General features: G+C 68.1%; 21 protein-coding genes. 4 read left to right on the top strand and 17 right to left on the bottom strand.

Annotation, left to right across the window (positions count from 1 at the left end; translation table 11 throughout):
- Positions 1-305 precede the first annotated feature (305 nt).
- The gene (gene acnA / locus ACN6PJ_RS19610) at positions 306-3,011 is read left to right on the top strand and encodes an aconitate hydratase AcnA (protein ID WP_427997508.1); all 2,706 of its coding nucleotides are present in this window, start codon (positions 306-308) and stop codon (positions 3,009-3,011) included.
- 122 nt (positions 3,012-3,133) lie between these two features.
- Here acnA and ACN6PJ_RS19605 read toward each other — a convergent pair whose 3' ends face one another.
- Positions 3,134-3,910: a DODA-type extradiol aromatic ring-opening family dioxygenase gene (locus ACN6PJ_RS19605; RefSeq protein ID WP_427997507.1), complete on the bottom strand. Its 777-nt coding sequence runs from the start codon at positions 3,908-3,910 to the stop codon at positions 3,134-3,136.
- A gap of 207 nt (positions 3,911-4,117) precedes the next feature.
- On the opposite strand from ACN6PJ_RS19605, the gene ACN6PJ_RS19600 reads away from it, so the two are divergent.
- The 3 genes from ACN6PJ_RS19600 (at position 4,118) to efp (ending at position 7,157) form a co-directional block, all read left to right on the top strand.
- Positions 4,118-5,320 (top strand): DUF2863 family protein, encoded by a 1,203-nt coding sequence (locus ACN6PJ_RS19600; RefSeq protein ID WP_427997506.1) that lies wholly within the window; start codon positions 4,118-4,120, stop codon positions 5,318-5,320.
- 6 nt (positions 5,321-5,326) lie between these two features.
- Positions 5,327-6,439 carry an elongation factor P maturation arginine rhamnosyltransferase EarP gene (gene earP / locus ACN6PJ_RS19595; protein ID WP_427997505.1) on the top strand — a complete coding sequence of 371 codons (1,113 nt, stop codon included), beginning with the start codon at positions 5,327-5,329 and terminating at the stop codon, positions 6,437-6,439.
- 157 nt (positions 6,440-6,596) lie between these two features.
- Positions 6,597-7,157, top strand: coding sequence for an elongation factor P (gene efp / locus ACN6PJ_RS19590; RefSeq protein ID WP_427997504.1), 561 nt, complete (start codon positions 6,597-6,599; stop codon positions 7,155-7,157).
- 166 nt (positions 7,158-7,323) lie between these two features.
- On the opposite strand, the gene ACN6PJ_RS19585 is transcribed toward efp, so the two are convergent.
- The 16 genes from ACN6PJ_RS19585 to ACN6PJ_RS19510 all read right to left on the bottom strand — a co-directional run bounded on the left by ACN6PJ_RS19585 (position 7,324) and on the right by ACN6PJ_RS19510 (position 22,494).
- Positions 7,324-7,782 carry a DUF1178 family protein gene (locus ACN6PJ_RS19585; RefSeq protein WP_427997503.1) on the bottom strand — a complete coding sequence of 153 codons (459 nt, stop codon included), beginning with the start codon at positions 7,780-7,782 and terminating at the stop codon, positions 7,324-7,326.
- Between the two features lie 146 nt (positions 7,783-7,928).
- Complete coding sequence (locus ACN6PJ_RS19580) at positions 7,929-8,639, bottom strand: DUF2968 domain-containing protein (RefSeq protein WP_427997502.1); 711 nt, start codon at positions 8,637-8,639, stop codon at positions 7,929-7,931.
- A 117-nt stretch (positions 8,640-8,756) separates the two neighbouring features.
- Entirely contained in the window at positions 8,757-10,145 is a 1,389-nt protein-coding gene (locus tag ACN6PJ_RS19575) for a sigma 54-interacting transcriptional regulator (RefSeq protein WP_427997501.1), read from the bottom strand.
- Positions 10,146-10,194: 49 nt separating this feature from the next.
- On the bottom strand, positions 10,195-12,309 hold the full coding sequence (locus tag ACN6PJ_RS19570) for a TadG family pilus assembly protein (RefSeq protein WP_427997500.1): 2,115 nt from the start codon (positions 12,307-12,309) through the stop codon (positions 10,195-10,197).
- 27 nt (positions 12,310-12,336) lie between these two features.
- Positions 12,337-12,768: a DUF3613 domain-containing protein gene (locus ACN6PJ_RS19565; protein ID WP_427997499.1), complete on the bottom strand. Its 432-nt coding sequence runs from the start codon at positions 12,766-12,768 to the stop codon at positions 12,337-12,339.
- A gap of 22 nt (positions 12,769-12,790) precedes the next feature.
- A complete protein-coding gene (locus ACN6PJ_RS19560; RefSeq protein ID WP_427997498.1) occupies positions 12,791-13,651 on the bottom strand; it encodes a hypothetical protein in 861 nt (286 codons plus the stop codon).
- An 11-nt stretch (positions 13,652-13,662) separates the two neighbouring features.
- Complete coding sequence (locus ACN6PJ_RS19555) at positions 13,663-14,664, bottom strand: type II secretion system F family protein (RefSeq protein WP_427997497.1); 1,002 nt, start codon at positions 14,662-14,664, stop codon at positions 13,663-13,665.
- 10 nt (positions 14,665-14,674) lie between these two features.
- Positions 14,675-15,601 (bottom strand): type II secretion system F family protein, encoded by a 927-nt coding sequence (locus ACN6PJ_RS19550; RefSeq protein WP_427997496.1) that lies wholly within the window; start codon positions 15,599-15,601, stop codon positions 14,675-14,677.
- Complete coding sequence (locus ACN6PJ_RS19545) at positions 15,601-16,959, bottom strand: CpaF family protein (protein WP_427997495.1); 1,359 nt, start codon at positions 16,957-16,959, stop codon at positions 15,601-15,603. The genes ACN6PJ_RS19550 and ACN6PJ_RS19545 overlap by 1 nt, the downstream gene beginning before the upstream one ends.
- A 33-nt stretch (positions 16,960-16,992) precedes the next feature.
- Entirely contained in the window at positions 16,993-18,336 is a 1,344-nt protein-coding gene (locus ACN6PJ_RS19540; protein ID WP_427997494.1) for a pilus assembly protein CpaE, read from the bottom strand.
- A complete protein-coding gene (locus ACN6PJ_RS19535; protein WP_427997522.1) occupies positions 18,333-19,700 on the bottom strand; it encodes a type II and III secretion system protein family protein in 1,368 nt (455 codons plus the stop codon). The genes ACN6PJ_RS19540 and ACN6PJ_RS19535 overlap by 4 nt, the downstream gene beginning before the upstream one ends.
- A 67-nt stretch (positions 19,701-19,767) precedes the next feature.
- Complete coding sequence (gene cpaB, locus ACN6PJ_RS19530) at positions 19,768-20,730, bottom strand: Flp pilus assembly protein CpaB (protein ID WP_427997493.1); 963 nt, start codon at positions 20,728-20,730, stop codon at positions 19,768-19,770.
- Complete coding sequence (locus tag ACN6PJ_RS19525) at positions 20,727-21,218, bottom strand: TadE/TadG family type IV pilus assembly protein (protein WP_427997492.1); 492 nt, start codon at positions 21,216-21,218, stop codon at positions 20,727-20,729. The genes cpaB and ACN6PJ_RS19525 overlap by 4 nt, the downstream gene beginning before the upstream one ends.
- A gap of 1 nt (position 21,219) precedes the next feature.
- Positions 21,220-21,657, bottom strand: a complete 438-nt coding sequence (locus ACN6PJ_RS19520; protein ID WP_427997491.1) for a pilus assembly protein — start codon at positions 21,655-21,657, stop codon at positions 21,220-21,222.
- Positions 21,627-22,130: a prepilin peptidase gene (locus ACN6PJ_RS19515; RefSeq protein ID WP_427997490.1), complete on the bottom strand. Its 504-nt coding sequence runs from the start codon at positions 22,128-22,130 to the stop codon at positions 21,627-21,629. Before ACN6PJ_RS19515 ends, ACN6PJ_RS19520 begins: the two co-directional genes overlap by 31 nt.
- Before the next feature lie 181 nt (positions 22,131-22,311).
- A complete protein-coding gene (locus ACN6PJ_RS19510; RefSeq protein ID WP_427997489.1) occupies positions 22,312-22,494 on the bottom strand; it encodes a Flp family type IVb pilin in 183 nt (60 codons plus the stop codon).
- Between the last annotated feature and the right edge of the window lie 44 nt (positions 22,495-22,538).

Genomic DNA, 22,538 nt, shown 5'->3' with positions numbered 1-22,538 from the left:
GCAAGCGGACGTCGTCCTTCAATGGCGCCACGATGCCGGGCCAGCCGCAACATCCGCGTAGGACTTTCTTGATAAAAGAGGCTTGCGACGCGCGCACGCCTCGGCCAGAGTATCGGTTCGGGCCGTTGGCCCGGGCCGACGGCCGCCCGCCCCCTGATTGCTGCAGGGAACTTTGACGGCCCGCTCAAGTCTTATATAAGATATAAGACATACGGCCGCGCAGGCGCCAGTCTCACATAGAATGACAAATGCGCAAAAACGCCAGAAAATGCCGGCTTCAACCGGGCAAAACCACGGAGTCCATCATGCCGCACAACACCCTAGACACCCTCAAGAATTTCAAGATCGGCAATAAGTCCTGTCAGTACTATTCGCTGCCGGCGCTGGGCAAGTCGCTTGGCATCGATGTGCAACGGCTCCCGGTTTCGATCCGCATCGTCCTGGAATCCGTGCTGCGCAACTGCGACGGCAAGAAGGTCACCGAAGAACACGTCAAGCAGTTGGCCAACTGGCAGGCGAACGCCCGCCGCGAAGACGAGATCCCCTTCGTGGTGGCCCGCGTGGTGCTGCAGGACTTCACCGGCGTGCCGCTCCTGGCCGACATCGCCGCCATGCGCTCCGTGGCCGACAAGATGGGCAAGAGCCCCAAGAGCATCGAACCGCTGGTGCCGGTGGACCTGGTGGTGGACCACTCGGTCATGATCGACTACTTCGGCACGAAGAACGCGCTGGACCTGAACATGAAGCTGGAGTTCAAGCGCAACCAGGAGCGCTACCAGTTCATGAAATGGGGCATGCAGGCGTTCGACACCTTCGGCGTGGTGCCCCCGGGCTTCGGCATCGTTCACCAGGTGAACCTGGAGTACCTGGCGCGCGGCGTGCACCATGACAAGAAGAACAACGTCTACTACCCCGACTCGCTGGTGGGCACCGACAGCCACACCACCATGATCAACGGCATCGGCGTGGTGGGCTGGGGCGTGGGCGGCATCGAGGCGGAGGCCGGCATGCTGGGCCAGCCCGTCTATTTCCTCACGCCCGACGTGGTCGGCGTGGAGTTGAAGGGCAAGCTGCGCGGCGGCGTCACGGCCACCGACCTGGTCCTGACCATCACCGAAATGCTGCGCCGTGAAAAAGTGGTCGGCAAGTTCGTCGAATTCTGCGGCGAAGGCACCGCCAGCCTGTCCGTGGCCGAACGCGCCACCATCGGCAACATGGCGCCGGAATACGGCGCCACCATGGGCTTCTTCCCGGTCGACGAGCGCACCATCGACTACTTCCGCGGCACGGGCCGCACCGAAGAGGAAATCGCCGCCTTCGAGGCCTACTTCAAGGCCCAGAAGATGTTCGGCGTGCCCAAGGCCCGCGACATCAACTTCACCAAGCTGCTGACGCTGGACCTGTCCACCGTCGCCCCGTCGCTGGCGGGCCCGAAGCGTCCCCAGGACCGCATCGAAATCGGCAACGTGAAGAACACCTTCATCGACCTGTACTCCAAGCCGATCGCCGAGAACGGCTTCAATCAGCCGGCCGACAAGCTGGAGCAGACCTTCACCACCAGCGCGGGCACCAAGGTCAAGAACGGCGACATCCTGATCGCCGCCATCACGTCCTGCACCAACACGTCCAACCCCAGCGTGCTGCTGGCGGCCGGCCTGCTGGCCAAGAAGGCCGTGGAAGCGGGCCTGACCGTGCCCAAGCACATCAAGACCTCGCTGGCGCCCGGATCCCGGGTGGTCACCGAATACCTGACCAAGACGGGCCTCCTGCCCTATCTGGAAAAGCTCGGCTTCGACGTCGCCGCCTACGGCTGCACGACCTGCATCGGCAACGCCGGCGACCTGACCCCGGACCTGAATGAAGCCATCATCGGCAATGACCTGATCTGCTCGGCCGTGCTCTCGGGCAACCGCAACTTCGAGGCCCGCATCCACCCGAACATCAAGGCCAACTTCCTGGCCTCGCCCCCGCTGGTCGTGGCCTACGCCCTGGCCGGCACGGTCACGCGCGACCTGATGACCGAGCCCGTGGGCCGCGGCAAGAACGGCGACGTGTGGCTGGGCGACATCTGGCCGACCACCGAGGAAATCGACTCGCTGCTGAAGTACGCCCTGGATCCCAAGGCGTTCGAGGCGAACTACGGCCAGGTCAAGAGCAACCCGGGCAAGCTCTGGGAGAACATCAAGGGCGTCAAGGGCGACACCTACAATTGGCCGGACTCCACCTACATCGCCGAGCCGCCCTTCTTCGAGGGCTTCGGCATGACGCCGGGCGCGATCCCGACCGTCAAGGGCGCCCGCGCGCTGGGCGTGTTCGGCGATTCCGTGACCACCGACCACATCTCGCCGGCCGGCTCCATCAAGGAAACCTCGCCCGCGGGCAAGTGGCTGAAGGAAAACGGCGTCATGAAGGCCGACTTCAACAGCTACGGCTCTCGCCGCGGCAACCACGAGATCATGATGCGCGGCACCTTCGCCAACGTGCGCATCAAGAACCTCATGATCCCGCCGCTGCCCGACGGCAGCCGCTTCGAAGGCGGCGACACGCTGTTCCAGCCCACCGGCGAACAGATGTCCATCTATGACGCGGCCATGAAGTACGTGTCGGCCGGCACGCCCACCGTGGTGTTCGGCGGCGAAGAGTACGGCACCGGCTCGTCGCGCGACTGGGCGGCCAAGGGCACCCAGCTGCTGGGCGTGAAGGCCGTGATCACCCGCAGCTTCGAGCGCATCCACCGCAGCAACCTGGTGGGCATGGGCGTGCTGCCCCTGCAGTTCAAGGGCTCGGACAGCGTGCAGTCGCTGGGTATCACCGGCGAGGAAACGTACGACATCTCGGGCCTGGAAAACGGCATCAAGCCGATGCAGGACGTCACGCTGACGATCACCCGCAAGGATGGTTCCAAGCAGGACGTCACGGTGCTGCTGCGCATCGACACCCCGATCGAGGTCGACTACTACCAGCACGGCGGCATCCTGCCGTTCGTGCTGCGGCAGCTGCTGGCCGCCTGATCTCCAGGCCGGCAAAAAGCCCCGGAACCGCTAGGTTCCGGGGCTTTTTCATGCCTGGATCGCGCACATGTCCGGCCCCGGCTCGCGCCAGCGTCCGACACCAGGCTCAGCTCCCGGCCACGTTATTCGCCAAACACGTACGCATCCATCGCCAGCGCTCCGTACGAAACCTCGTCCGTCAGCCGGGTGGCCGCCGGCCCGCCGGCCCCCAGGGCGACGTACAGCGGCATCAGGTGGTCGTCATGCGGGTGCGCCTGCGCCGCGCCCGGCGCCTGGGCCTGCCAGTCCAGCAGGGCGGGCAGGTCGCGCGCCGCCAGCTTGTCCGCATACCACTCCTGGAAGGCTGGCACGTATGGCAGCGCAGGCGCATTCTGGGGCATGCGGACGTGGCGCAGGTTGTGGGTCAGCGAGCCCGATCCGATGACCAGGATGTCCTCGTCGCGCAGCGGCGCGAGCGCGCGGCCCAGCGCCAGCTGCCCGGCGGCGTCGCGCCCCATGTCCAGCGACAACTGCACCACCGGCACGTCCGCCTCGGGGTAGAGGTAGCGCAGCGGCACCCAGGCGCCATGGTCCAACGGGCGGCGGGGATCCTGCTCGGCGGCGATGCCCGAGCCGGCAAGCAGCGCCTGCGCGCGCGAGGCCAGCGCGGGCGAGCCGGGCGCCCCGTACTGCAAGGCATAGAGTTCCTGGGGAAAGCCGCCGAAATCATGCCAGGCCACCTGGCGGTCCCGGGTGGACAGCGCCAGGCCCTCGCCCATCCAGTGCGGCGAAACCACCAGCACGCCCTTGGGCTTGCGGCCCTGCGCGGCGCTCCACCCCGCCAGGGCGGGGCCGGTCAGGCCGGGCTCGACGGCCAGCATGGGGGATCCGTGGGATACGAAAAGCGTGGGCCAGCGCATGGCGGGGCCTCCTGTATAAGTCGATGGAATCATTCTCCGCCGTTTCTCTTCAGCAATAAACCCCATGAAAGGGGATGATATGTTGCTGATTTGGCATCAACCTGACCTCGTGACGGGCTGGCGGACCGGCCGGCGGGCCGCCGCTACGGCCTGCCCGGCGGGCGTTAAACTATCGCGTTGCACACTTTCTGGACGTTCTCCGAAGTTATGGCCCGATCCCGCAGCCAATCCGCTCCCCGCATGACCCGTGACGCCTCCCGGCTGGTCGCGCTTGCCCAGGCGCTCAACCGCTCGGGCAGCCGCCTGGAAGACGTGTTCTGGGAGACCCAGCTTGGCGAAGCGATCCCCAAGCTGCTCAAGGCGGGGCAGGACGCGCCCCTCGAGGCGGCCCTGGACCATCTTGCGCAAAGCGACGTGGGCGCTTATGAAGTCTTGATCGAACAGGCGGAAACCCTGTCCGAATCGATGAAGATCGAAAAGAACGGCGTCCGCCACGACGTTCTGCTGATCGTGGCGCCCATCGTCGCCTGGACGCGCTACGCCATCCCCACCGGCCCGATCTCCGCCAGCGCGCAGCAGGCGCTGCTCGCGCAGCTGCATGGGCACGTGCTGTCCAGCAAGGCCCGCAGCGCGCTGATGCCCGTTCTGGTCAGCGTGGACCAGATGCCCCGCACCTTCTCCGAAACCTGGCAATGGCTGCAGCGCCTGGGCACGCAGGCGCTGGGCGCCGAAACCACCAAGCCCGCGCTGAATACCGAGGTCGAGACGGCCAACATGCTGGCCGACACCCGCTACATCGTGGCGGCCGTGGCGGTGCCGGAAAGCGAGCCCATCTTCCGCTGGCAGGAACAGCTGGGCGAAGCCGAGGCCAGCCGCGACGCCAGCCTGGAACAATGGGCGGCCCAGGCCCAGCCCACGCTGGCCACCCTGCTGCCCGGCTGCGGCTTCGAAGCCCTGCTGCCGGACGCCTATTACGTCAGCAACCGCGAGGCGGACCGCCGCGTGCGCCCGCTGTCGCTGCGCGCGGCGGTCAGCTGGCTGGAAGGGGCCGTCAACCTCGAGGCCTCGCAGCTGCGCGCCGTGGTGGCCGGCTGCGGCGAAAACCGGGTCGACGAATACCGCGTCGGCTTCACGGCGCGCAACAGCAACGACGTCTATTACGGCTGCGTGTGGCCGCTGTACGGCCGCGAGGAAGACCTGCCCGCCGACGAAGGCCAGCCCGACGTCATCGACGAAATCGCGGCCCTGCTGAAGGAATACGGCGTCACCGATGTGCGCCGCATCCCGGGCGTGCTGCCGCCCGAGTACTGCGAGGACTGCGGCGCGCCCTACTTCCCGAACCCGCTGGGCGAACTGGTGCACGCCGAACTGCCCGAGGACGCAGAAGCCTCTCCGGCCAAGTTCCACTAGGCGGCCATGCAAGCGGACATCTTCTGCCGCGTCGTCGACAACTACGGCGACATAGGTGTCTGCTGGCGCCTCGCCCGCCGCCTGGCGCACGGCCGCGGCTGGGAGGTGCGCCTGTGGGTCGACGACCTGGCCAGCTTCGCCCGCATCCAGCCGGGCGTCGTTCCCGGCATGGCCAGCCAGCGGCTGGCCGATATTGACATCGTGCGCTGGACCGCCTCGCCGGATCCCGGCCTGGCGGCCCGCGACGTGGTGATCGAGGCCTTCGCCTGCGACCCTCCCGACACCTTCCTGGACAGCATGCGCCGCGGACACCCGGCGTGGATCAATCTGGAATACCTGAGCGCCGAGCCCTGGGTGGAAAGCTGCCACGGCCTGCCGTCGCAGCGGCCGGACGGGCTGGTCAAGCATTTCTTCTTTCCCGGCTTCACCCCCGCCACGGGCGGCCTGCTGCGCGAACCCGGACTGTCTGCCGAACGGGACGCCTTGCAGGCGTCGGAGGATGCCCAGGCCGCCTTCCTGCGCTCGCTGGGCGTCGGGCGGGAGTTGCTCCAGCGCCGCCACGACGGCGCCCGCACGGTGTCCCTTTTTTGCTACCCCTCCGCCCCCGTGACGGATCTGGTGTCCGCCCTGTCGGCCGATCCGCGCCCGAGCGTGCTGTTGGCGCCCGAAGGCGTCGCGCCGGGGCTGGAGGCCGCCTGCTCCGCGCCCGGCGCGCCGCGGTTGGCGCGCCTGCCCTTCGTGGCGCAGCCCGATTTCGACCGGCTGCTCTGGTGTTGCGACCTGAATTTCGTGCGGGGCGAGGACTCGTTCGTCCGCGCCGCCTGGGCCACGCGCCCGCTGGTCTGGCAGATCTATCCGCAGGACGAAAACGTCCACTTGGAAAAACTGGAGGCCTGGCTGGCCCGCTATCCGGCCCCGGAATCCGCCCAAACCCTCATCCGCGCATGGAACCAGCCGGAAACCGGCCTGACGGCCGGCGCGATGGCCGCCGCCCTGGCGCCCGGCGCCTGGGATGCCTGGACGGCCGCCGCCCGGGAATGGGACGCCAGCCAGGCGGCCAGACCCGATCTCGCCGAAAATCTGGCCGATTTCTGCGCAGAGTTGGCCAAGAAACGTTAGAATAGAGAGTTTTCCGAGCGCCCTGTATTCTGTCGGGCCTCAAACCATGACGCCTCCCGGGGTGTGCACTAAGCCGAAAACACTGGCCATTTCCGGCCAATGCGTCGCGGCTTTCTGCTAGCACGGCGAGTGCACCTATCACCCCGGAGTTTTATCGATGAAAACCGCTCAGGAATTGCGAGTCGGCAACGTGGCCATGGTCGGCAAGGATCCCCTCGTGGTCCAGAAGGCCGAATACAACAAGTCCGGCCGCAACGCCGCCGTCGTCAAGCTGAAGTTCAAGAACCTCTTGACCGCCTCGGCCAGCGAATCGGTCTACAAGGCCGACGAAAAGTTCGAAGTCGTCCAACTGGATCGCAAGGAGTGCACCTACTCCTACTTCGGCGACCCGATGTACGTCTTCATGGACGAAGAGTACAACCAGTACGAAATCGAAGCCGAAAGCATGGGCGACGCCCTGAACTACCTGGAAGAAGCGATGCCCGTGGAAGTGGTCTTCTACGACGGCCGCGCCATCTCGGTGGAACTGCCCACGACCATCGTCCGCGAAATCACCTACACCGAACCCGCCGTGCGTGGCGATACCTCGGGCAAGGTGACGAAGCCGGCCAAGATCAACACCGGCTACGAACTGAACGTGCCGCTGTTCTGCGCCATCGGCGACAAGATCGAAATCGACACCCGCACGAACGAATACCGCAGCCGCGTCAACAACTGATCGGCAGCGGGCAAGAAAAAGCCAGACCTCGGTCTGGCTTTTTTTCGCCCTGCAGAAACAATGATCTTTGCAAACACGGCGGCCCGCCGCCGGGCCGCCGCAAGGCGGGTCGGCCCCCTCGGGGGGCAGCAAGCGAGCCAAGCGAGCGCGGCGTGGGGGGGCCCCTCTACTGCAGGCGTTCGTCGTCCAGGAAATCCGGCACCGCCATGACCTCGATGCCATCCTCGGCCAGCGAGGCGCGTTCCTCGGGGGTGGCGGTGCCGCGAATCGGGCGATCGTCGGCGTCGCCCTCGTGGATGCGGCGCGCCTCTTCGGCGAAGCGCGGCCCCACGTTTTCGGTGTTGCGCAGCAGGGCGCGAACCTGGCGCATGACGACCGCCTGCACCGCTGCCATCTTTTCCGCCTCGGAGGCATGGGCGGGCACCGCGGGCTGGGCCGCCGGCGCGTGCAGGTGGGCGACGTTCAGGCGCGGCGCCGACAGGCGCTTGGTGATGGTGGCCGAGCCGCAGACGGGGCACGTGACGAGGCCACGCGCCTGCTGCGCGTCGTAATCTTCGTGCGAACCGAACCAGCCCTCGAAAATGTGGCTGTGTTCGCACTGGAGGTCGAAAACTTTCAGTGCCATGGCATTTATATGGGGTGCAACAGCCAGAATACAAGAAAGCGCCCCAGGCCGGCGGCCTTGCCCTTCCGGCGGGACGCTTTTCCGGCCCGCAAGACAAGGCAAGGCGGGCCCGAGGGCCCGCCTTGCCGGCGCCGCCGCCGCGGCGCTTACTTTGCGCGCTTCTGGACGGGCGTGTGCGCCACCTGCGCCTGCTGAGCCTGCAAGGCGTCGATCTGGCGCTGCATATCACGCAGTTGCTGGCGCACGTCCTTTCCCTGGTCGGCCAGCGCGGTGGCCTCCTGGCGCGACTGTTCCTGGCGCGCCGCCACCTGTTCTTCCTGCTGCAGGCGCAAGGCGCGATCCGCCTGCAGGGCGCTCAATTCGGCGCTGCGGCTGGCCAGCAGCTTTTCGGCGTGCGCATATTCCGCCTGCAGCTTGATCCGCTTGATGTCCACTTCGGCCAGCTCGGCCGACTGGCTGGTAAAAGCGCGGTAGGTCGCCTCGGCCTGCTTTTCCGACTTCGTCTTCAGCACGCGCCAGAAATCCTTCTGCTGGAACAAGGCAACGTAGTACGTCAGGTCGTCGGGCTTGAACAGCAGGCTGGCGCCATAGGTGCCGTTGTAGGCCGTGCGCAGTTCCGAGACCTGCCGGTTCTGGATCAGGCCCTGCAGCTCGGAGGCGGTGGAGGACGGCCGCGCGGCAGGCGCCGGCGCCGCCACGGGCGGCGTCACGGGCGTGGATGCCGCCTGCTTGTCTTCCACCTGCTGGACGGTGGGCCGCGGCGCCTCGGACTGCGCGACCGCGCAAGCGGCAAGGCCGGACAGGGCGGTGCCCAACAGCGCCATGCGTGCGGCGCCACGGATAATGTGGACGTTCATGCCTACCCCAAAAAAAATGTTGCGAAACTATAGCAATTTATTTCGCCCGGGGAGGATGCGCGTGCCTCCACCGCGAGCCTGATTGTCGCCCCCCGCGGGGCATTCCCTATTGCGCGTTCACGATGCCTCCACGATGCCTTCGGCGGTTTCGCCTTGCGCCGCTCCGAGATTCAGCTTGCGCATCTTTTCCCACAGCACCTTGCGGCTGATCCCCAGCGTATTGGCGGTGTCCTGCCGCCGCCACCCGTTGACGTCCAGCGCGGCCAGGATGCGGGCGCGCTCGGCGCGCTCCGCATCGGTGAACGCGGGCGACGCGCATGGCGAGCCGGCGGCGCCCGCGGCAATCGGCGCGGCAAGCTGGTCGAATATCCGCTCGATGCGCGGCGGGTCCCAGGATTTCATTTGCCGCCTCATGATCGCCACACGCTCCGCCACATTGGAGAGCTCGCGGACGTTGCCGGCGAAGCGCGTGCGCGACACCCGCTCCAGCAGCCATGCCGGCGGCTCGCCCTCGCCGCCCAGCCGCTCCAGCAAGGCCCGGAAAATCGCGGCCTTCTCGGCGCCGCCGCGCTCCTCCAGGTTGGGAATGCGCAACTCGATGACCGCCAGCCGGTAGTACAGGTCGGCCCGGAATTCCTCCTGGCCCACCAGCGCGCGCAGATCCTTGTTGGTGGCGGCGACCAGGCGGAAGTCCACCGGCACCTCCGCCGTCGAGCCCAGCCGCGTCACCGCGCTCTGCTCGAGAACCCGCAGCAGTTTCACCTGCTGATAGAGCGGCAGGTCGCCGATCTCGTCCAGGAACAGCGTGCCGCCATTGGCCTGCTCGAAATAGCCCTTGTGCGCGCCGACGGCGCCGGTGAACGCGCCCTTGGCGTGGCCGAAGAAATGCGCCTCGAACAGGCCTTCCGGTATGGCGCCGCAGTTGACCGCCACGAACGGCCCGTCCGACCATGCCGCGCGCTCGTGCAGCAGACGCGCGACGCGCTCCTTGCCCACGCCGGTTTCGCCATGGATCAGCACGTTGCTGCGGCAATCTGCGAATAGCTCCGCCTCCGCCAGCAGGTTGCGCATCGGTTCCGACACGGCGATGAGCGGCTGCTCGCGCCTGGGCGCGGAGCGCTTGAGCTGATCCAGCGTGCCCAGCAGTTCGAACAGCAGCTTGCGCAGGTCCGCGGCCGTGAACGAGGGAGGCAGGGTGTAGGAATACTCGGGCGGGTAGTAGCGCGGATCGCGCCCGCGGGCTTCGGAAGCCACCCAGATGATGGGCAGGCCCTGCGCCGCGAGCCAGTCGTAGCCGCTGAAGCGCGTGTCGCCCATCACCGAAACGGACACCAGCGCCACGGCCGGCCGCCCCGGATCGCGGGGCGGCGGAAATGCCGTGCCGGCGTCCGCCCGCAACAGCGAGACGTCCATGCCCGCCAGGCAGCGCTCCGCCCGGCTGGCGATGTCGGAGGTGCCTTCCCAGACGTACAGGTCGAATTCGTCGCGCGTGAATTTCTGGCTCATGGCATGGACCATGCGGGCAAGGAAGTGGCGAGGATCTTGGCATTCATCATCAGTACACCAGGCGGGGCCGGCCGCAATCCACGGAGATCAGGGAAACGTCGGTCTGGCCCAGGCTCAGGCCCAACAGGTCGAGCAATTGCTGCAGCATGCCGGACAGCATGTCCAGCAAGGGCGACAGCAGCGAAATGACAATCGAAAGAACGCCTCCCAGCTGCCCGCCGTCGTTCAGCGCCAACGCGGCCACGGAGTCGATGCGGCACTGCCGGGTCGCGCCGGGGCCGAATATCCCGCCCACGCCGCAAAGCAGATCGTTGACCGGCGCGACGAGCAAGGTCGTCAGCGCATTGCCCACCACTTCCAGGGTCCCGCCCAGCACGCCCGTCAGCCCGCCGGTCGCCATGCGCTGCCCCAGCTGATCCATCGCGGTCTTGGACCACTTCAGGTTCTGGAACACTTCCGACACGGATTTGCCTGGATCCGAGCCGCCGCCGCCCACCAGGTCCTTGGCGAGCGCCTTGCGCTGTTCGTCGGTCAGCGGCGTGCCGCTGCTCGCCAGGTCCCCCAGGATCCCGGCGACCAGCGCGTCCGACAGGTTGGACGCCAGGCCGGCCAGATCGACCGACGAGGCATTCACCGTGGCGAAGGCCTGCGGAGACGGCGGCTCCGTCAGGGTGACCGGCACCGGCGCCGGCGACTCGAAGGCCGCGAACGTGGCCCTGGAGTTCAGCGGCAGGATGCCCAGCACATTCAGCACCTGGTAGGGCTGGACGGTGTCGAACGCCCCGGGTTCGCAGCGGTTGGTCAGCGAAAGGAAATGTGCCGGCGCCTTGTCCGTGGCGGACTCCATGCCCGGGAACCGGCCCAGGCACACGCTCGCCACGGAGGAAGTCACGTCGATGGTGGCTTGCTCCTGCGTCAGGGGCGCCGCGCAGAGCTTGGTCAGGGTGCCCGTGGACTGCCCCACGTCGATGATGATGGGCAGGTCCACCACCGTGTTCAGCGTGCTCGCCAACAAAGGCCCCACCAGCGGGATGTTCGCGGTGGTGACGCGCAGGTACACGCGGATGCCGGCGCTGGCGGCCTGCGTGCCCACGCCGCCGATGGCCACCGTGGGCGGCTCGACGACGCGCACCTGCGCATCGATGCCCAGGAGCGGCACGTTCAGTCCCAGGTCGATCAGGTTTTCGCCATTGGCCACCACCAGCGCGGTCTCCAGGACGTTGCGGGCATTGACGGTGGCCTGCAGGGCGGAATGGGCGCCCGCGCCCTCCACCGACAGGTCGAGCACGCCCCCATCGCCGAACAGCTTGACGGGCAGGTCCAGCGGCATGACCTCCAGCGCGGTGTGGATGGCGTTCGTCAGCAACCCCAGGTCCGCGCTGGCGGTGCCCATGTCGTCCAGGACGCTCAGCGTGGCGTTGAGCAACTGGCCCAGGGTCAGGTTCTCGATGGCCGCCAGTTGTTCGGGCGTTCCCAGGCCGGAAGCGACCGACAGCGGCAGGCCCAGGGCCCGCAGCAGCCCCGCCGGCGTGATGTCGACGCGGGCCAGTCCGGCCGCGTCCAGCACGTCCAGCTGCGCCGGCGAAGCGCCCACGGTGGCCAGCAGGCGCGACAGCAGCCCGCCGCGCTCCAGGCGCAACAGCCGGCTTCCCACCGAGAAGGCCGCAACGGGCTTCGTATTGGCGGCCACGGCGGTGGTGGAGACCATGGCGCTCCCGCTCTCGCCGCTGCCGAACCGCGGAATGATGCTGCTCAATTGCTTGCGCACCGTCACGCGCACGGCGTTGAACGCCTCGCCGGCGCCCGCATCGAACACGTGCATGCCCGATGCATCGGTCCGTCCGGAATCCCAGACCTTGCACTCGACGGCGATGTCGGCGTCCTCGAAGGTATCGACGAGATCCGGAATATTGCGCAGCGCCGACACGCGGCCCGCGGTAACGGCCCGCGCGCAATCGGCGGCGCTCCCCATGCCCAGCACCTGGACCGCCGACAGCGCGGCGAGGTCCGCGCCTTTCTGCATTTCGCGCTTCATGTAGAAGCTGTACGCCAGTTGCGCCGCGCCGAGCAGCACCAGCCCCACCAGGACCGCGAACACGACGGCCACGGTAACGCTGCCGCGCTGGCGCGGCAACGGAACGGGAGGCGGGAACGAGGCGGGCATGCTGGCGGCTTGAGTCCGGACCCGGCTTCAACGGGTGTTCTTGGTTTCGACGCGCTTTTGCATCCACTCCGGAATGGGATGCTTGAAGCTGTCCAGGTAGCGGTTCCAGGCGGCGGTGGACACCGGGCCCAGGATGGGCAGCGCGCCGCCGGCCCGGCGGCCGTCGGCCTGCGCGGCCAGCAAGCCGCGAGTCACGTCGCCGAAACCCTCCGGCGCCGCGGCACGGGCCGCCTGCGCAGCGGCCGGCGCCTCCGCGGGCATCGGCGTGGACACCTGCTGCACCACGGGCCGTTCCGGCAACGCGGCCGGCTCAGGCGCGGCGGGGCCGCCGGATGCGGGGCCCGCGCCCGACATGCCGCCGGTCAACGGCGCGTTGGATTGGGCGTGGCCGACGGGCGCCGCCAGCGCGGCGAATGCCGTGGCCAGGGAGAACGAAGCGAAGAAGCGCGCGAGAGACATGGCAAATTTCCTGAACACGAGGTCAGCGTACGATGGGCCCGTTGGCCAGGCCCTCCATCAAGGGGCTCATCATCGGCCTGACGGAGCCGGCGCCGTCCGATACCCGGGTGGCGGGCAGCGTGCCGACAGGCAGCGGCGCGGGCGCGATCTGGCCGCGGATTTCGGAAGCCAGCCGCAGCACCTGCGCGCGCGCCTCCTCCCCCAACTGCGCCTGATCCATGAGGCGCTGCGCCTTGGCCGGATCGCCTTCGACCAGCAACAGCACCGCAACGTTGGCGAGGACCCTGCCGTTCTCGGGCGCCAGCTCCGCGGCCTGTCCCAGCGGCACGCGCGCGCCGTTCAGGTCGCCGGCCCGCAGCCTCGCGTAGCCGAGGTCGCCCAGGATCCGCGCGTTCATCGGCGCCAGCCTCGCCGCTTTCGCGAAATCGTCGGCCGCCTGGTCGAACTGGCCTCGGCCTCCCGCTATCAGGCCCAGGCCGTGCCATCCTTCCGCCGCCTGGTCCCCGTGGGTGAGCGCGCGGTAGGCCTGCTCGCTCAACGCCGTCTGCCCGGTCTGGCGCAAGGCGTCCGCGCGCATGACGGCAACGCGGCTATCGCTGCCGAACTTCTGCTGGTAGGCGTCGATATAGGCCAGCGAAGCGAAATAGCGCTCCTGCCGCTGCGCCTCGGCGATCATCGACAGCATCATGTCCGGTTCGCGGTCGCGGTTGCGGCCCTGGGCCTCGTCCTCTTTCTGCCGCGCCAGCGCCTGTTCCTGCTGCTGTTGCTGGATCAGCTGCCACGCGGATTCCGCGCCGTTCGTCTTGCATCCGGCCAGGCCCGCGAGCGCGGCCGCCGAAACCGCCGCGAGGATCCAGCGCATCGCGCCCTGCCGCTTAACCATAGCGCCCGCCATCATGTTCCCCCCATGCGCGACAACGCGCGTATCACCGCGATGAAACCCGCCCCGCCCGTGATGATCAGCAGCGCGGGCAACAAGGTCACGATCATGACCCCCGTCATCTTGACCGTGGTCTTGCCCACCTTCTCTTTCAGCTCCAGCCGCCGCGATTCGCGCAGGCGCTCGCCAAAGCGGTTCAGCGGTTCCTGCACCGCGCCTCCGTGCTGGTCCACCTGCGCGATCAGGCGGCAAATCGCGGAAAGATCATCGTTGTCGAAGCCCGTGGCGAGCCGGGCCAGCGATTGTTCGCGCGTCCGGCCGCGCACGTAGAGCTCTGAGGCCAGGCGCAATTCCTGGGACAGCACCGGCAGGACCTGTCCGAACTCCGTCACCAGCACCTGCATGCTCTGGTCGATGGAAAGTCCCACGCCCTGCAGCAGGCGCAGCAGGTCGATCAGCAATGGCAGTTCGTCGGCCGCCATGCGGCGGCGGCGCGCCACACGGCGGCGCACGAGCCACTTCGGCAGCAGGTAGCCGATGGCGAACCCGAAAAAGACCGCGACCAGCATGCCCGTCCAGGAGTCGATGTAGCGGTAGCGCAGGCCGGCCCCGACGGCGGCGACGGGCAGCAAAAGGGCCAGGCCGAATCGGATGGCGGCAAAGCGGGACCTTGCGACGCCGGCATCGGCGTAGCCCGCCATGTCCACCAGCTTGCGGTCTTCGGCGGCCAGCAAGGTGTCGGCCAGCCGGCCCTCGCTCAGCCGCTTGCCGAAGGAGTCGGCCGCGCGCGCGGCGGCCGCGAGCCTGCCCTGCCCGTCGTCGGCCCGCGGCGGCGCCTCGGCTGCGCCCGCCATCTGGCGCGCAGCCAGGGCCTGGTCCACGATCCGGAGGCTTCTGCTCTGCCCGCGCAGGCGCCGCAGGATGCCGATGCCCAGCACCAGCATCCCCGCGGCGATCAGCATCAGCGCCGTCGCCAGCACGGTGGATACGCTCCAGGATCGCAGGATTTCCATCATGCTCTGCCCTTCAAATGGACTTGGCCATGCGGTACAGCCAATAGCTGCCGCCGATCTGCAAGGCCACGGCCGTCGCCAGCATCTTGAAGCCCGCGGGGTCGTGCCACAGGCCCATGAACAGATCATTGTTCGCGACGATGATGAAGCCTCCGATCCCCACCGGCAACAACGCGAGGATCCATGCCGACAGGCGGACCTCGGCGGAGCTTGCCGACAGCTCGTTGCGCGCCTGGGCCACGTCGCGCATGAAGGCGGCCATCCGCTCCAGCACCTGATCGCTGCGCCCGCCAAAGCGCATCGCCAGCGACACGACGGCGGAAATCATGTACAGCTCCTTCAGTCCGTACAGGCGCGACACGTGCGCGAGCGCGGCGTCCAGCTCCTTGGCCGAACGGCTCAGGCTGGCGGCCGTTTCCATCACCTCGCGCAAAGGCTCGTCGGTATTGGCCGCGGCCGTCTGGAAGGCCGAGCCCATGCTGTTGCCAATGGTGACGAGGCGAACGATGTTGTCCAGGAAGGCGGGCAATTGCGCGATCATCCGGCGCCGGCGCTTGTCGGCCCGCAGCCACAGCAGGAAGTACTCCAGCACGGCCATCAGCACGAAGGTCGCCGCGCCGGACATGCTTCCCAACAGCAGCCAAGCCAAAGCCGCGCCCCCCAGGAGCGGCACCGCGAGGCGCGCGTAAAGCCCCGCGCTCTGGCGCACGCCAGCCACCAGCAACAGGCGGTCCCATCCCAGAAAGCCGCTGCGCATCGCCCGCGCTCCGGCGGAAAACGGCTCGCTTCCGGCGCGCGCTTCGCGCCCCCGGTTGAGCTGGTGCTCCAGGAAGGCCGAGCTCGCGGCGCGGCGCGCACCCTTGCTGGCGTGCCGCCAAAGCAGAACGGCTCCGATGGCCAGCACCGCCGCCAGACCCGCGAGCGCCAGGGCTTGGCTCATCAGCGCCTCCGGCTCCAGAATCCGCCTCCGCCGCCGTCCGCGTCGCCCGGCGTAGCGTCGGCCGCTCGCGTCTCGCTGCGCATCCTGGCCAGCTTGGGCGTGTGGGGATGGATGCCCAACCACTTCCAATGGTCCTTTTCCTCTCCTTCTGGCATCATGAACGTTTCGTGGCGATAGAGTTCCTGCGTGGAAATCACGTTGTCGCCCATGCCCGTTACCTCGGTCACGGACAGCACGCGGCGCTTGCCGTTGGAGAGCCGGCCGATCTGCACGATGAAATCGAGGGCGCTGGCGATCTGCCTGCGCAGGCTGTCCTCGCTGCCCTGGAAACCGGCGAAGCCCGCCAGCATCTCGATCCGGTACAGGCATTCGCGCGGGGAGTTCGCATGGATGGTGGCCATCGACCCTTCATGGCCGGTGTTCATCGCCTGCAGCATGTCCATGACCTCCGCTCCGCGCACCTCCCCGACCACGACCCGGTCCGGCCGCATCCGCAGGCTGTTGCGGATCAGTTCCCGTATCGTGACCGCGCCGCTGCCGTCGAAGCCGCCCTGGCGGGATTCCAGCCGCACCACGTGCGGGTGGTTGAGCGAGAGCTCCGCGGTGTCTTCTACCGTGACCACGCGCTCCGTTTCGGGAATGAAAAAGGCCAGCGCGTTCAGCAGCGAGGTCTTGCCGGAGCTCGTGCCGCCGGACACCAGGATGTTGCAACGGTTCTTCACCGCCTCGTGCAGCAGACGGTAGATTTCCTCGTCGAAGGTCCCTAGGGTCAGCAGGTCGGCCGGCTTGAGCGGATCCTGGCGGAACTTGCGGATCGAGACCATGGGGCCGTCGACGGCCAGCGGCTCGATCACGACGTTCAGGCGGCCGCCGTCGGGCAGGCGCGCGTCCACCATGGGGCTGGATTCGTCCAGGCGCCGGCCGATGGGAGCCAGGATGCGGCGCACGATGCGCAGCACGTGCTGGTTGTCCGTGAACCTGAGGGTTTCGCGGGCCAGCACGCCCCGGCGCGACACGAACACGTTGTCGTAGCCGTTGATGAGGATATCCTCCACGGCCGGATCCGCCAGCAGGTCCTCCAGGGGCCCCAGGCCGGCCAGCTCCTTGGTCAGGGCCTCGGCGATCTGCCGCATTTCCCCTTCGTTGATCGGCACCCTGCGCAACCGCACGAAGCTCGCGACCTCGATGTCCACGAACTCCTGGATCGCCGAACGGGCCCAGCGGCCGAACTCGGCGCCCAGCTCTTCGATCCGGGAAAGCAGGTGCTCGTACGCCGCCGTCTTCACTTCCTGGAAACGGTCCGACGCCGAAAAGCCCTTGTCGCCGTCGCCGAACGCTACCGTCGTTGTCATGATCATGTCGGATTCCGCCGCTGTCCGCCTGTCTTTCCGTTAACCGACCACCATGCGGCGGTGCACGCCAGGCAGCCAGGTGGCCAGCCAGCCTGCCCGCCCGCCGGGCGTGTTCTCTTCCGCGCAGAGCTTTTCAGCGAGCCCCTGCACCGCCCGCACATAGATGTCGCGCTCCGCCTCCTCGTGCAGGAGATGGCCCTGATTCGTGCACACCATCAGCGCCAGCGTGCGATCCGGCAGCGTGCCCACCAGCTCCAGCTGGAAACGCTCGGCGATCTGCTGAGCGGTCATGCCGTAGCGTTCGTCGTAACGGTTCACGATCAGGCCCAGGCTGCGGCGCTCGACGTGCTGCTCGTCCAGCTCCTGCAGCAGGCCCGCCAGGGACACCAGCGCGCCGACGCTCTGGTCGGTCACGATCCAGTTCTGCTGCGACGCGCGCGCCAGGCCGGCCACGAACTCCGGATTGGTGAAGCCGCCGGAATCGGCGACCACCACGCCGAAATGCTGGCGCATGCGCTCGAACACCAGCAACGAGTCGGATTGGGAAACGTCGCGCATCTGGCCGAGGTCGCGAGGCAGGGACAGGACGCTCAGGCCGTTGGCCGTGTGCGGCATGGCGGACCCCAACAGCGTGGAGTCCAGGCGGCGCAGATTGCGCGCCGCCTCGGCGAAGTCGAAATCGCCGCCGATGTTCAGGTAGAGCTGGCAATCGCCGACGGGCCAGCCCAGGTCCATCAGCGCCACCCGGCTGGACAAGGGCAGCAAGGCACCCGCTTCGGCCGCGGCGGCCTTCCCCGCCTTGCCTGCGGCGGCCCCGGCGCGCGCGGCATGCGCATGCTTCAGGCGGTCCTGCACGATGTCTGCCAGATGCACGGCCAGGGTGCTGGTGCCCACGCCCGGACGCGCGCCCAGCAGGAGGACGCTGCGCCGCGAGCCGCCGCCGCGCATGTCGTCCTGCTGCGCATCCAGCAGCCTCATCACGATTTCCTTGATTTCCTGCGGAGCCACCGTGGGATCCACGAAATCGCTGACGCCCGCGCGCAAGGCCGCGATCGCCCCTTCCGGCTGGCTCAGCAGCCCGACCGCCACGCGCGGCAGGCTCGGCGCAATCCGCGCCAGCAGGCGCGCCAGTTCGGCGGATCTGAACAGTTTTCCAGGTTCGTCCGCGCTCAGGGTGAAATCGAGGAACACCATCTGAGGCGCGATGTCCGCAAGGCGCCGCGCCAATTCTTCCACGGCGGGCGACTCCTGGGTAAGCATTCCCATGTCGCCCAGCGCCTGCCCCAGCTGGGCGGCGATATCCGCGCCACGGGAGCAAAACAGGAACCGCCTGCTGTTCTGCAGGCCCACCCACTCGCTTGCATGTGTCTTCATGTTATTCACCGCGAAAAACCCGGCATCTGCTGGCCGCCCACCGGGCCGGTCAGGTAATAGCCCCAGGCGTTGAAGCCGTTGTCCGTGCGCTCTTGTCTTTCTCCCGGCAGCGGCAGCGTCACGCCGCGGGCGATGGGACGCACCAGGCGCGGCGTGACCACGATGACCAGTTCGGTGTCCTCCTGCTTGTAATCGAGGCTGCGGAAGAACGAACCGATGATCGGCAGATCGCCCAGCAGGGGCACCTTGCTCACCATCGCCTTGGTCTGGCGCGAGACCAGGCCGCTGATCACGAAGCTTTCGCCGTCGCCCAGCTCGACCGTCGTGTCGGCGCGGCGCGTGCGCAGGGCCGGAATGATCGAAGCGGAGTCCGGGCCGTTGCTGATCGCGATGCCGTTGCTGTAGTCCAGCTCGCTGGCCTCGGGAGCCACTTTCAATGAAATGCGATCGCGCGACAGCACGGTCGGCGTAACGGTCAGCCCGATGCCGAAAGGTTTGAAGGTGACCGATACCGTGCCCAGCCCTCCGGATTCGGGAATCGGCAGCTCGCCGCCCGCCAGGAAGCTGGCGCTCTGCCCCGTAAGCGCCACCAGCGTGGGCTCGGCAAGCACCCTGGCCATGCCGTTGGTCTGCAGCAGGCGCAGGTTGGCGGAAAAATTGTTGGTGTCGTAGAACAGGGAAAATCCGGAGGCCGCGGCGCTCAGATTGGCCGGGATCATGCTGTTGGCCGCGCTCCACGGCCCGCTGCCGCCCGCTGTCCAGCTGATGCCTGCCTCCTTCATCACCGAGCGCGACACCTCGACGACCTTGACCTCGACCTGCACGACGCCGCTCGCGCCCGCGGAGGACACGTCCACCACGTTTTTCTCGCCGCCCACGGCGGAGGCCGCCATGGCGACCGAGGCCACGTGGCCCATCGGCGTCTCGGCATGGCCGGAGACCACCGCGCGGTCGCCGGCGATATCGATGTTGGCGCCGCCGGTGATGTTCCGCGTTGCCAGCGCGCCCTGGACGCCGCCGCCCACGCGCAGGTTCCAGATTTGAGGCGACGGGCCTGTTCCGCTCCAGATCTGCAACTGCGTGGTGCCGGGCTTCTTGCCATAGATCAGCAGCGACCCCGCGCGCTTGCCGGCGGGCGGCAGGACCTTCACGTCGGCCACATCGGGATCGCCGATGGCGATGCGCGAGGGCGCGCCGCCATCGAGCAGCAGCGTCTGCTGGCCTTTTACGGCCAGGACGAGATCGCGGACCGGCGCCGGCGCCTTGGCCGCGGCCGCCGGCGTGGCGGGTTGCGCCGCGGCGATGCCGCCGCAGCCGGCCGCCGCGGCCGCCGACAGAAGACTGATGAGGGTGTTGCGCTGGAGTTTCTTCATATGGCTGGATCGGGTCATGGGCGAGAGTCCAGCCGCGAGAGGCCGCCGGAGCCTCTCGCGGCTGCGTTCAATAGCGCACGCGTTCGGATTTGTCCCCGCGCAGGATTTCAACCGTTCTTCCGCCCGCCGGTCTGGCGCCCCGCGCGGATGCCGCGGGAGCCGGCGCGATGGCCGTCGTTCCGTCGAGCTGGACCAGGCTTTCGCCGGCAAACGCGCGGTTGGACGCCAGCGTCAGCGCCTCCCGCTGCGCCGGCGTCAAATCGGCGCGGACGGGCAATACCGTGCCCCGCCGGGCGAACAGCCCCGGGTCGGGCACGTCGTCGTCATCCAGGGGCCGCAACGCCAGCTGCAAACGGCCCGCGCGGCCGGCCAGCATCAGTTCGTTGACCTGCTCGACCGGCACGGCAAGCACGGCGGTCCGGGCGGGCGGGTTCGGCACGCCCGGCTGGCCCGCGGCCTTTTCCTCCGGCCCGTCCACCGAGGCCCTGCCATATGCCAGCACACGCACCTGGGCCTGCAGCAGGCGCGCCTGGGCCCCCGGCACTTCCTGCCCCTTCTCGATCATGAAAAACACGTCCACCCAATCGCCCGGGGCGATGCGGTGGCCGCCGCCCACGACCTCGTCCACGGCGATTGCGACGGCGCGCTCGCCCGGCTTGAGCTGGCGGGCCAGCCCCTGCGCCAGCAGGCCGGGCAGGAGAGGGTCGCCCGCGGCGATGTCGACCTTGGTCACGGCGCCTTCGAGCGGGGCCACGTCCTGGTAGCCTCCCGACAAGGGCGCCTGCCACTGGACCACCGCGAGCATCTTGGCGGTATCGATGCGCGTGCCGGCGGGCATCGGCGCTTTGGCCACCACGACGGGATAGCGCGTGACCGGCGCCGGAACGGGCGCAACGGGCGCGGGGGCAGGCGCGGACGCCACGCTGGCGGGCGGACGGGCGGGCGCCGACGCCAGCCGCCACGCGACAAAGGCCAGCGCCAGCCCCGCCACCAACAACACACCCGCGACGATCTTGCTCAAGCTGCTCATGGCGTTCCCTGCGATATCTGAACGATGGCCTGCGAACGCAGGCGGGAGGGGATCCAGTTCGTTCCCATGCCCGGCACCGAGGTGATCAGGCCTTGCAGGGTGGCCAGCAAAGGCCACGACTGCGTGTCGTAGGTCATGGCCACCGTGGCGCAATCGGCCTGACTGCCTTCGGCGCCCGCCCACCCGCACGGCGCGCTGGAGACCTCGCACCCGACGGCGGAACCGGAAGAAAAGGCGCTCATGGCCGCGGCGCAGGCCGCAGACGGCACATCGGCCTGGCCATTGAAGCGGGCGAAGACGGCGGCGCGCGCGCCGTCGGTCGCGGCCGAGGCCAATTGCTGCTGCATCCAGAACAGCGCGCCGAAACCGAGCACGCCGCAGATGAACATCAGCAGCATGACGAGCGTCAGGGAGAATTCCAGCGCCGCGATGCCGCGCTGGGATCCGCGCCCGGCACGGGGCACGCGGAGCGTGGGAAGCGGATGCATCTCAAACCCCCTCGTCCAGGGAGTCGCCCAGGTGCACCATGGCGCGCGCGCTCAGCACGCTGGAAGCCGGCATCAGCATGGTCCGCAGCAAGGGCACCGAGGGAATCAGCGGATGGGCGCCATAGGCGTAGGACACCGTCACTTCGATCTGCCCGGCCGCCAGCGGCAACCCGCTGCAGGTTCCGCCCGCCGAACTGCTGAGCGCGCCCGAGCTCCCGCAGACCGCCACCGCCACCGGCGATGCCGAAACCGCGCTGATCCATTCGGCCCGGCGCAGGGCGGTGTCGCGGCCCGCGCTGGCCCGGGCCGCCAACGACGAGGAGCCGGCCTGCCATTGCAGGATCTTGCGCGCGCCATCCTGGGCGGCAAGCGCGACCGAGTTCTGCGCGGCTGCCACCAGGGAATAGGTCAGGATGCCGTAGAACACCAGGAAGAACACCACGAATACCAGGCCGAATTCAAGGGCATAGACGCCACGCTGAGCGCCGAGGCGCCCAGGTATGCGGCGTATGGAATTTGCCGGAGCCGGGCGCTCAGCGCCAGGAAGCGCGATGCCGACAGGTACAGCAAGGCATGCAGGCCCGCCAGCAGGCTGGCCATCAGAAGCGTCATCAGCAGCGGCGCCCAGCCCATCAGCAGGCCTAGCGCGGCGATCGCCTTGACGTCGCCCGCGCCCATCAGGCGCCGGGTCCAGAGGGGCAGGAATGGCACCGCGCTCAGGAATCCCAGCAGCGTCATGAGCCCGCCCGTCCAGCGCGGCGGATAGCCCCAGCCGGGCGCCAGCAAGGCGGCCGCCAGCCACAGCAACTGCGCGACGCATCCCGAGACGATCAAGGCATTCGGGACGCGGCGATAACGCAGATCGCCGTAGATCAACGCCAGATTCCAGCTTGCGAACAACAACCACCACAATGCTTCCCCTGGGTACAAGGCAGAACCTTCAGAAATCGGATTCAACAGCGGACGCATCCATCGGGGTGGACGGCGCCCTCTTCAAGCCGCGGCTATGAATGAATGAGTGGGTGGGTGGGCGCCGCGATGAGGGGATCGCCCCGGCATCGCGGCATGGACTTGTTTCGGCCCGGACCGCCGATCAGGAGGCGGGCTTGTTGTCGTCGAGCGCGCTTCCCAGCCCCGTGAACAGGCCATCGAGCGCTGTGGTGAAGGTTTTCACGGCCGCAAGCAGGGCCACCGCGATCATGCCGGCGATCAGCCCGTACTCCAGGGCCGTAATGCCGTCTTCGTCATTCCAGAACTGCGCAAGTTTTGCTTTCATGTCGAGCTCCATCGGTCTCGATTCATCACCAGGCCGCCCGCCCC

Origin of the sequence: Achromobacter sp., assembly GCF_050285585.1 — a bacterium.
Classification (GTDB): Bacteria; Pseudomonadota; Gammaproteobacteria; order Burkholderiales; family Burkholderiaceae_B; genus Achromobacter.
The sequence above is the reverse complement of the archived record's forward strand: the minus strand, read 5'-3'. Positions and strand labels throughout refer to the sequence as shown.